Genomic DNA, 10,458 nt, shown 5'->3' with positions numbered 1-10,458 from the left:
GCCTGGCGCGACCGTGGCGGCCGCGGCCCGCGCGCTGGTCTGCGGTGCCCACGCCGTCCCCGTGGCCGGGGCGGGCGGCGCCGTCGGCGGCGGCGCCGCCCGCCCCCAGCCCGGTGGCGACGCCCTCGAGGACCTCCCCGCCGGGCAGCTCCGCGCGGATCCGCCGCCCGGGGGTGCTCAGCACGGCCGCCACCTCCGCGAGCGCCGGGTGCGTCCCGTCCACGGGCTCGACGACGCCGTCCAGGTCGCGGGCCAGCCGGTCCGCGGCGGCGGCCACGTCCCGCAGGAGCGCCTGGGCGAGGTCGCGGGGGGCCGGGACCTCCGCGCCGGGCAGGTGGTCCGTGAGGGCGGCGGCGGTCGGCACCGGACGCCCGGAGGAGAGGTCGACGTTCACACCCATCCCGACGACGACGCCGGGCGTCTCCCCCGCGTCCGCGCCCGGGAAGACGGGTGCCGGGGCGAGGGTGGCGAGGACGCCGCAGAGCTTGCGCCCCTCGGCGTCCAGGACGTCGTTGGGCCACTTCAGGTGCGCGGGCACGCCCAGCCCGACCAGGCGACGGGCCACGGCCGCGGACGCCACGAGGGAGAGCCAGCTCAGGTGCGCGGGGGCCAGCGGGCCGGGCGGGCCGGTCGGGCGCAGGTGCACGGACAGCGCGAGGGCCGCGCCGGGCGGCGCCTGCCAGGCGCGACCGTGGCGGCCGCGGCCCGCGCGCTGGTCTGCGGTGCCCACGCCGTCCCCGTGGCCGGGGCGGGCGGCGCCGTCGGCGGCGGCGAGGCGGCGCAGGAGCTCGTCCTGGGTGGAGTCGACGGCATCGAGCCAGAGGAGGGTGCCCATGCATCAGGTATAGCCCATGCGCCGGACGGGCCACGCCGCCCGGGTGCGGGCGGAGGGCCGCGCGTACACTGTCGCGCGTGGCTCCGGCCACACCGGACAAGCCCCTCGACAACGCCAGGAGTCCCGCGTGAGCGCACCCGAGTTGAGCACCACCGCCGGCAGGCTCGCCGACCTGCACCGCCGCCTCGAGGCCACGGCGGCCCCGGGCGGGGAGGCCGCCGTCGAGCGTCAGCACTCCCGCGGCAAGCACACGGCGCGCGAGCGAATCGACCTGCTGCTGGACGAGGGCTCGTTCGTGGAGCTCGACGCCCTGGCCACCCACCGCACCACCGCGTTCGGCATGGACGCGAAGCACCCGGCGGGCGACGGCGTCGTCTCCGGCTTCGGCACCGTGGACGGGCGCCAGGTGGCCGTGTACTCGCAGGACTTCACCGTGTTCGGCGGCTCGCTCTCGGAGCGCAACGGCCAGAAGATCGTGAAGGTGCAGGAGTTCGCCGCGCGCAACGGCTGCCCCGTGATCGGCATCCTCGACGGCGGCGGCGCCCGCATCCAGGAGGGCGTGGCCTCCCTGGCCCAGTTCGCCGACATCTTCCGGAACAACGTCATGGCCTCCGGGATGATCCCCCAGATCTCCCTGATCATGGGCCCGTCCGCGGGCGGCGCGGCGTACTCGCCGGCGCTGACCGACGTCGTCGTGATGGTGGACCAGACCTCGCACATGTTCATCACCGGCCCGGACGTGATCAAGACCGTCACGGGCGAGGACGTGGACATGGAGACCCTGGGCGGGGCGCGCTCGCACAACTCCACCACCGGCACGGCGCACTACATGGCGACCTCCGAGGAGGACGCGATCGCCTACGTGCAGGACCTGCTGGAGTACCTGCCCTCGAACAACCTGGCGGAGGCGCCGGTGTTCGAGGCGGAGTCCCTCGAGGAGACCGAGCAGGACCTGGCCCTGGACACGATCGTCCCGGACTCGGCCAACCAGCCCTACGACATGCTCGAGGTCATCGCCGCGCTCGTCGACGACGGCCACCTCCTCCAGCTGCAGGAGATGTACGCCCCCAACGTGATCACCGGCCTGGCGCGCCTGGACGGGATGAGCGTGGGCGTCGTCGCCAACCAGCCGCAGCAGCTGGCGGGCACCCTGGACATCGCGGCGTCCGAGAAGGCCTCCCGGTTCGTGCGCTTCTGCGACGCCTTCAACATCCCGATCGTCACCCTCGTGGACGTGCCCGGCTTCCTGCCCGGCACGGACCAGGAGTTCAACGGCATCATCCGTCGCGGCGCCAAGCTGATCTACGCGTACGCGGAGGCCACCGTGCCGAAGCTGACGGTGATCACCCGCAAGGCGTTCGGCGGCGCGTACATCGTGATGGGCTCCAAGAAGCTCGGCGCGGACCTGAACCTGGCCTGGCCCAGCGCCCAGATCGGCGTGATGGGCCCCCAGGGCGCCGTGAACATCCTCTACCGGCGCGAGCTGGCCGCGGCGGAGGCCGCGGGCGAGGACGTCGAGGCCCGCCGCGCGCAGATCGTGGCGGACTACGAGGCGGAACTCCTCAACCCGTACCAGGCCGCGGACCTGGGCTACGTCGACGCCGTGGTGCCCCCGCGCCAGACCCGCGCCCACCTGGTGCGGGCCCTGCGCGCCACGTTCCACAAGCGCGAGGCCCGGCCCGCCAAGAAGCACGGGAACATGCCGCTGTGAGCGCCGCCCTCCCCGACGACGCCGCGGACCGCGAGGTCCAGGACCCGGAGCCCATGCGCCTGACCGGCTCCTCCCTGGAGCCGGAGGAGATGGCCGCGCTCACCGCCGTGCTGGCGCAGATGCGCGCCCAGGGCGGCGCCGCCGTGCCGCAGGCCGGCCGGTCCGGCCGCCTGCGCCGCCCGGACCGGAGCCTGGTGCGCCGCGGTGACCTGGGCCTGTGGGCCCGCCCCGGCGAGGACCAGTGGCGGCGCGCGGCGGGGCGCCGCTGAGCGTCCGCTGAGCCGCGGCTGACCGGTGGGGGCACCGGCCCGTACCATCGAGGCATGACGCAGACCACATCGGCGCCCGAGGGCGCCCGCACCCCCTCCGCCGTCGACGCGCTGGCCGAGCGCCACGTGGCCGCCTACCTGGCCCTGCGCCCGGACGAAGCCACCTCCCTGGGGATGCCCGGCCACGAGACCGAGTACCCGGACCTCTCCCCCGCCGGCGCCGCCGCCCTCGACGAGCTCAACCGGACCACGCTCGAGGAGCTGGCCGGCCTGGAGCCCGCGGACGACGTGGACCGGGTGACCGTGGCCGCGATGCGGGAGCGCCTCGGCCTGGAGCGCGAGATCCACGCCACGGGCCGCACCGAGCTGAACAACATCGCCTCCGAGGCGCAGGGCATCCGCGCGATCTTCGACCTCATGCCCACGGACACCGCCGAGCAATGGGGCCACATCGCGGGCCGCCTGGAGAACCTCCCGGCCGCCCTGCGCGGCTACGCGGAGTCCCTGCTGGCCTCCCGCGACGCCGGCCACGTGGCCGCGGTGCGCCAGGTGGAGATCGTCGTGGAGCAGGCCCGCGCCCACGGCGCCGAGGGCGGGTTCTTCCCCGGCCTCGTCGAGCGCGCCGAGGCCGCCGACGTCGTCGACGCCGCCCTCGCCGAGCGCATCCGCACGGGCGCCGCAGGCGCCGCAGCCGCCTACGCCGAGTTCGCCGACACGCTCGAGGCCGAGCTGCGCCCGCACGCCCCCGAGGCGGACGCCGTCGGCATCGAGCACTACCGCCTGGCCTCGCGCGTATTCCTCGGCGCGGAGATCGACCTGGAGGAGACCTACCGCTGGGGCCAGGAGGAGCTCGACCGCATCATCGCCGCGCAGGAGGCGGACGCGGAGCGCATCAAGCCCGGCGCCACGATCGAGGAGGCCCGCGCGATCCTCGACGCCGACCCCGCCCGGACGCTCACGGGCACGAAGGCGCTTCAGGAGTGGATGCAGCGCCTCTCCGACGAGGCCGTGGAGGCCATGAAGGCCCACTTCGAGATCCCGGCGCCCATGGACCGCCTCGAGTGCATGATCGCCCCCACCCAGGAGGGCGGCATCTACTACACCGGCCCCTCGGACGACTTCTCCCGCCCCGGACGCATGTGGTGGTCCGTGCCGGCCGGGGAGGAGGAGTTCACCACGTGGGCCGAGACCACCACGGTGTACCACGAGGGCGTGCCCGGCCATCACCTGCAGATCGCCACCGCCATGATGAACCGCGGGACCCTCAACCTGTGGCGCCGCAACTTCGCGTGGACCTCCGGCCACGGCGAGGGCTGGGCCCTGTACGCGGAGAAGCTCATGGAGGAGTTCGGCTTCCTCGACGACGCCGGGGACCACCTGGGCATGCTGGACATGCAGCGCATGCGCGCGGCCCGCGTGGTGTTCGACATCGGCTACCACTGCGGCTTCGAGATGCCCGCCTCCGAGGGCGGCGGCGAGTGGACCCCGGAGAAGGGCTACGCCTTCTTGGAGAAGCACCTGCGGATCTCCGAGGGCCAGCGCCGCTTCGAGTTCACCCGCTACCTCGGCTGGCCGGGCCAGGCGCCCGCCTACAAGGTCGGCCAGCGCATCTGGGAGCAGATCCGCGCCGAGCACGAGGCGCGCGAGGGCGCGGACTTCGACCTCAAGGCCTTCCACACCCGCGCGCTGCGCGTGGGCGGCATGGGGCTGGACACCCTCCGCGAGGCCCTCGCGTGAGCACCCTCCCCCACGGCGGCAGGGCCCCCGCCGCCCTCGTCCTGGGCTCGGCCTCCCCGGGCCGCGCGCAGATCCTCCGACGGGCGCTGCTGCCGTTCCGCACGGTGGTCTCCCGGGTGGACGAGGAGGCCGTGGGGGCGGCCTCCCCGGGGGCGACCCCCGCCGAACTGGCCCGCCTCCTGGCGGAGGCCAAGGCGGAGGCGGTGGCCGGCGTCGTCGCGGCCGAGGGCGTGGACCGGCCCACGCTGGTCCTCGGCTGCGACTCGGTGTTCGAGCTGGACGGGCAGGCCCTGGGCAAGCCGTGGGAGCCGGAGACGGCGATCGCCCGCTGGCGCGCGCAGTCCGGCCGGTCCGGGACCCTCCACACGGGACAGCACGTGATCCTGCTGACCCCGGGGACTGACGCCGCCGGCGCCCCCGCCAGCGGCGCCACGGTGAGCGCCGGGGTGGCGTTCACGGACGTGGACGAGGCGACGATCCGCGCCTACGTCGCCACCGGCGAACCGCTCCAGTGCGCGGGCGGGTTCACGATCGACGGCGCCGGCGCGGCGCTCGTGGAGTCCGTCGAGGGCGACCCCAACGCCGTCATCGGGCTCTCCGTGTCCACGCTGCGCCGACAGTGCTCGGTATTGGGCGTCGACCTGTCAGCGTTGTGGGGATCCTCCAACTGCGACGCCTGATCCGCGGGATGGCGGCCCGCGGCCTGTGCGGGACCCCACCGCCGCAGTAAGGTGCTGGGGAACAGCGGCGCCCGCCGCCCGTCCCGTCCGAGGAGTCGTCCGCACCCATGACCAACGCCAGCGCGCCCCAGGCCTCCGCCGACATCGCGGAGGCGCCCGGCCGCCCGTTCTCCCGCGTGCTGATCGCCAACCGCGGCGAGATCGCCGTCCGCGTGATCCGCGCCTGCCAGGACGAAGGCCTCACCTCCGTGGCCGTCTACGCCGAGCCGGACCGGGACGCCCTGCACGTGAAGCTGGCGGACGAGGCCGTCGCGCTGGGCGGGGAGACCGCCGCCGACTCCTACCTGGTGATCCAGAAGGTGCTCGACGCCGCCGAGCGCTCGGGCGCGGACGCGGTCCACCCGGGATACGGCTTCCTCTCCGAGAACGCCGAGTTCGCCCGCGCCGTCGAGGCCGCGGGGCTCGTGTGGATCGGCCCGCCCGCCGACGCCATCGACGCCCTCGGGGACAAGGTCTCCGCCCGTCGGATCGCCACGAAGGTGGGCGCACCGCTGGCCCCCGGCACCACCTCCCCCGTGAACGGAACGGACGAGGTCGTGGCCTTCGCGGACGAGTTCGGCCTGCCCGTGGCCGTCAAGGCCGCCTACGGCGGCGGCGGCCGCGGCATCAAGGTGGCCCGCACCCGCGAGGAGATCCCGGAGCTCTACGAGTCCGCCGTCCGCGAGGCGGTGGCCGCGTTCGGCCGCGGAGAGTGCTTCGTGGAGCGGTTCCTGGACCGCCCCCGCCACGTGGAGACCCAGTGCCTGGCGGACGCCCACGGGAACGTGGTGGTGGTCTCCACCCGCGACTGCTCCCTGCAGCGCCGCAACCAGAAGCTCGTGGAGGAGGCCCCGGCCCCGTTCCTCACGGACGAGCAGAACACCCGCCTGGTGGAGTCCTCCAAGGCCCTCCTGAAGGAGGCCGGCTACGTGGGCGCCGGCACGTGTGAGTTCCTGGTGGGCCAGGACGGCACGCTCAGCTTCCTCGAGGTGAACACGCGCCTGCAGGTCGAGCACCCGGTGTCCGAGGAGGTCACCGGGATCGACCTGGTGCGCGAGCAGTTCCGGATCGCCCGCGGCGAGGCCCTGGGCTACGGCGACCCCGAGGCGCGCGGCCACTCGTTCGAGTTCCGCCTCAACGGCGAGGACCCGGGCCGGAACTTCCTGCCCGCCCCCGGCACCCTCACCCGCTTCCGGATGCCCTCCGGCCCGGGCGTGCGCGTGGACGCCGGCGTCACCGAGGGCGAGACCGTCTCCGGCGCGTTCGACTCCATGGTGGGCAAGCTGATCGTCACCGGCGCCGACCGCCGGCAGGCCCTGCAGCGGGCCGCCCGCGCCCTGGCGGAGGCGGAGATCGCGGGCATGCCCTCGGTGCTGCCCTTCCACCGCGCCGTGGTCGCCGACCCGGCGTTCGCGCCGGAGCTGGCGGGCTCGGAGGAGCCGTTCGCCGTGCACACGCGGTGGATCGAAACGGAGTTCGCGCACCAGATCGAGCCCACGGCCCTCACCCCCGCGGCTGCGCCCGACCGCCCGGAGCGCCACACCGTGACCGTCGAGGTCAACGGCAAGCGCGTGGACGTCACCCTGCCCACCTGGGGCGAGGCCATGCACCAGCTGCAGGGCGCCGCCGCCCGGGCGGGTGCGGGCCGGCGTCGCCCGCGGGGCGCACGACGCGCGGGGGCCGCCCCCGCCGCGCCCGGCACGGACTCCCTGACCGCGCCGATGCAGGGCACCGTGGTCAAGGTGGCCGCCCAGAACGGCGACCGCGTGGCCGAGGGCGACCTGATCGTCGTCATGGAGGCCATGAAGATGGAGCAGCCGCTCACCGCGCACAGGGCCGGCGTGGTCTCGGGGCTCGAGGTCGCCGCCGGGGACGCGCTCACGGCGGGCGCCGTGATCGCGGTGATCGCCGACGCGGAGTGAGCGGGCCGGCCCCGGTCTGAGCCGCGTGCGCGGCGCGCCACCTGGGACGATGACCCCCGGGTCTCCGGCCCAGTCGGTGGGGCTCAGTCGATGAAGAGGCCGATGACGCGCTCGATCCGCTCTTCGAGGCCCTCGACGCGCCCGCCCTCGGTCCGGTCCCGGTGGAGCTCGAGCACGACCCCCATGACCACGAGGTCCGCGGCGGTGCGTTCGCTGGGCCCGGGGTCGCCGTCGGCGATGATCCGGGCGATGGCCTCCTCGAGCCGGCGGATCAGGACCAGCACCGCGTCGTGGTGCGCGCCCGGCTGCCCGAAGAGCAGCTCCCGGGCGATCGCCGCGGAGTTCTCGGGCTCGGCCACGGCGGTGGCCACGATCGGGTCCACCAGGGCCCGGACGGCCTCCGTGCGGTCCTCCGGCAGGCTGCCGGCGAGGGCGCTCGGCACCGAGTCCTTCCACCGGTCGTGGGTGGCCATCATCAGCATCTCGGGCTTGGTGGCCGCGTACGTGAACACCGTGCCGGCCGCGACGCCGGCGTCCTGCGCGATCTGCGCCGTCGTCATCGCCCGGTAGCCCTGCCGGCCCAGGCGCTCGCGGACGGCCGCGAGGATGCGCTCCCGCTGGGCGGCCTTGTTGCGCTCACGCAGGCCGGGGACGCGCGTCGGCGTCGCGGGCTCCGGCTCGGGCTCAGACTCGGGGGCAAGGCGACTGTGGCTCACAACGGCACAGTCTATGGAGCGGCTCGGCAGCGGCCGCCGCGCGTCCACCATATGGACATTCGTGGCGAATTCACCGCCCCTCGCCCTGGGGGAGACTAGCGTCACAGGCATTCCATCTCACATCGTGGTCCTCGTGCGGGCCCATGTGACCAGCCGCCCCCTGGAGTGCCATGTCCCACACCACCGCCCGCTCGGCCGAGGCCCCCTCGGTCGAGGACGTGCCGAAGTCCCGCGTGATCCTCGCGTCCCTCGTCGGCACCTCGATCGAGTTCTACGACTTCTATGTCTACGCCACGGCCGCCGTGTCCGTATTCCCCCTGATCTTCTTCCCCGGGGACGACCCCACGACCGCGCTGCTGGCCTCCTTCGCCGTGTTCGGCACCGCCTTCGTCGCCCGCCCCATCGGCTCCATCCTGTTCGGCCACTTCGGCGACCGCATGGGCCGCAAGGTGACCCTGATCGGCTCGCTGCTGACCATGGGCATCGCCACCTTCCTGATCGGCCTGCTGCCGACGGCCTTCCAGATCGGCCTCTGGGCCCCCGCCATGCTCGTGGTCCTGCGCTTCTGCCAGGGCCTGGGCCTCGGCGGCGAGTGGTCCGGTGCGGCCCTGCTGGCCACCGAGTACGCCGACCACGGCAAGCGCGCCCGCGCCGCCATGTGGCCGCAGCTCGGCGCGCCGATCGGCTTCCTGCTGGCCAACGGCCTCTTCCTCATCCTGGTGCGCGCCTTCGGCCACGACTCCACCAACCCCCAGCTGGAGGGCTCCTTCCTCACCTGGGTGTGGCGCGTGCCCTTCCTGCTGTCGATCGTGATGGTGGCCGTCGGCCTCTACGTCCGCGTCAAGCTCGAGGAGACCCCGGTCTTCCAGCGTGCCCTGGAGGACGACACCCGCGTCAAGGCCCCCCTGGGCGAGGTCTTCAAGCGCAACTGGTGGGAGCTGATCCTCGGCACCTTCGTCATGTACGCGACGTACGTGCTCTTCTACCTGATGACCACCTGGATCCTCTCCTACGCCATCGGCAAGACCCAGAACGGCATGCTCGGCGTGAAGTACGCGGACTTCCTGGTGCTGCAGCTGGTCGGCATCCTGTTCTTCGCAGCCTTCGTGCCGGTCTCCGGCTGGCTGGCGGACCGCTTCGGCCGCAAGCCCACCCTGCTGGTCGTCTCTGGCCTGATGGTCGTCTTCGGCCTGTCCTTCGGCGCCTGGCTCTCCCCGGCCGCCATGGGTCAGGGCGACGCGCTGAACGTCCCGTCCATGCTCGCGTTCCTCGCGGTCGGCATGGCGCTCATGGGTCTGACCTTCGGCCCCATGTCCGCGGTGCTGCCGGAGCTGTTCCCCACGAACACCCGCTACACCGGCTCGGGCATCGCCTACAACGTGTCCTCGATCCTCGGCGCCGCCCTGACCCCGTTCCTGGCCGGCTGGCTCGTCAAGGAGTTCGGCGTGGCCACCGTGGGCTGGTACCTGGCCATCGCCTCGGTGATCACGATGGCCGCCCTGGCCCTCTCCCCCGAGACCCGCCACGCGGACCTCCACGAGGTCACCTCGGCCCGCGAGCGCCGCGCCGCGGCCCGCTGAGCCGCCGCTCGGCCCCGCCCACGACGACGGCCGGTCACCCGCGCGGGGTGGCCGGCCGTCGTCGTGCCCGGGACGGGATCAGACCCGCACGTGCAGGCGACGGGCCGCCTCGGCGATGGACCCGGACATGGACGGGTACACGGTGAAGGTGTCCGCGAGGTCGTCCACGTGGAGCTTGTGGGTGACGGCCAGCGCCAGCGAGTAGATGAGGTCGGAGGCGCGCGGGGCCACCACCACGCCGCCGATCACGGTGCCGGAGCCCTGGCGGGCGAAGATCTTCACGAAGCCCGTGGAGACGCCCTGCATCTTGGCGCGGGGGTTGGTGGCGAAGTCCAGGCGGATCACGTCCGCCTGGTACTGGCCGGAGTCCACCTGGGCCTGGGTGACGCCCACGGTGGCGATCTCCGGGGACGTGAAGATGTTCGACGCCAGCAGGTGCGGGCGCAGCGGCTTGAGGGCGTCGCCCAGCAGGTGGGCCACGGCGATGCGCCCCTGCATGGCGGCCACCGAGGCCAGGGCGAGCTGGCCGGTGCAGTCGCCGGCGGCGTAGATCGAGGGCACGGTGGTGCGGGAGACGCCGTCCACCTTCACGTGGCCGGACTCGGTGAGCTCGACGCCCACCTCCTCGAGGCCGAGGCCGGCGGTGTTGGGGACGCCGCCGACGGCGAGCAGGCAGTGGGATCCGTCGATGTACGGGCGGCCGTCGGCGCCCTCGCCGGAGAGGTGCACGCGCACGCCGGTCTCGGTGCGCTCCACGGACTCGGCGCGGCAGCGGCCGGCCACGTCCAGGCCGTTCTGGGCGAACACGTCCTCCAGCAGCTCGGCGGCGTCCGGATCCTCGCCGGGGAGCACACGGTCGCGGGAGGAGACCAGGGTGACCGCGGCGCCGAGCTGGTTGTAGGCCGAGGCGAACTCGGCGCCCGTGACGCCCGAGCCCTCGTCGATCTGGTGCTCCGGCAGGTCCTGGTG

The 10,458-nt window shown here is 74.0% G+C and carries 9 protein-coding genes; 6 read left to right on the top strand and 3 right to left on the bottom strand.

Features of this window, described 5'->3' with window-relative positions; genetic code table 11:
• Positions 1-835, bottom strand: an 835-nt coding sequence (locus tag MHY29_RS09090) for a biotin--[acetyl-CoA-carboxylase] ligase (protein ID WP_239240485.1), incomplete at its 3' end; no start/stop codon positions are given.
• Between the two features lie 127 nt (positions 836-962).
• On the opposite strand from MHY29_RS09090, the gene MHY29_RS09085 reads away from it, so the two are divergent.
• From MHY29_RS09085 to MHY29_RS09065, 5 genes are all read left to right on the top strand, one after another.
• Positions 963-2,546 carry an acyl-CoA carboxylase subunit beta gene (locus tag MHY29_RS09085; protein ID WP_239240482.1) on the top strand — a complete coding sequence of 528 codons (1,584 nt, stop codon included), beginning with the start codon at positions 963-965 and terminating at the stop codon, positions 2,544-2,546.
• Entirely contained in the window at positions 2,543-2,815 is a 273-nt protein-coding gene (locus MHY29_RS09080; protein WP_224355433.1) for a hypothetical protein, read from the top strand. The genes MHY29_RS09085 and MHY29_RS09080 overlap by 4 nt, the downstream gene beginning before the upstream one ends.
• Before the next feature lie 54 nt (positions 2,816-2,869).
• Entirely contained in the window at positions 2,870-4,552 is a 1,683-nt protein-coding gene (locus tag MHY29_RS09075; RefSeq protein WP_224355434.1) for a DUF885 domain-containing protein, read from the top strand.
• Positions 4,549-5,232 carry a nucleoside triphosphate pyrophosphatase gene (locus tag MHY29_RS09070; RefSeq protein ID WP_239240479.1) on the top strand — a complete coding sequence of 228 codons (684 nt, stop codon included), beginning with the start codon at positions 4,549-4,551 and terminating at the stop codon, positions 5,230-5,232. The genes MHY29_RS09075 and MHY29_RS09070 overlap by 4 nt, the downstream gene beginning before the upstream one ends.
• A 107-nt stretch (positions 5,233-5,339) precedes the next feature.
• Positions 5,340-7,193, top strand: coding sequence for a biotin carboxylase N-terminal domain-containing protein (locus tag MHY29_RS09065; protein WP_224355436.1), 1,854 nt, complete (start codon positions 5,340-5,342; stop codon positions 7,191-7,193).
• An 83-nt stretch (positions 7,194-7,276) separates the two neighbouring features.
• Here MHY29_RS09065 and MHY29_RS09060 read toward each other — a convergent pair whose 3' ends face one another.
• On the bottom strand, positions 7,277-7,909 hold the full coding sequence (locus MHY29_RS09060) for a TetR/AcrR family transcriptional regulator (protein WP_239240476.1): 633 nt from the start codon (positions 7,907-7,909) through the stop codon (positions 7,277-7,279).
• A 170-nt stretch (positions 7,910-8,079) separates the two neighbouring features.
• Here MHY29_RS09060 and MHY29_RS09055 point away from each other — a divergent pair, with 170 nt between their 5' ends.
• The gene (locus tag MHY29_RS09055; RefSeq protein WP_224355438.1) at positions 8,080-9,489 is read left to right on the top strand and encodes an MFS transporter; all 1,410 of its coding nucleotides are present in this window, start codon (positions 8,080-8,082) and stop codon (positions 9,487-9,489) included.
• Between the two features lie 78 nt (positions 9,490-9,567).
• Here the strand turns inward: MHY29_RS09055 and MHY29_RS09050 are convergent.
• Positions 9,568-10,458 (bottom strand): FAD-dependent oxidoreductase (locus MHY29_RS09050; protein ID WP_239240474.1); only part of this gene is annotated, 891 nt, incomplete at its 5' end.

This window comes from Micrococcus sp. ACRRV, assembly GCF_022346985.1.
Classification (GTDB): domain Bacteria; phylum Actinomycetota; class Actinomycetes; order Actinomycetales; family Micrococcaceae; genus Micrococcus; species Micrococcus porci.
Note: the sequence above shows the minus strand (reverse complement) of the source record. Positions and strands in the feature narration are given on the sequence as shown.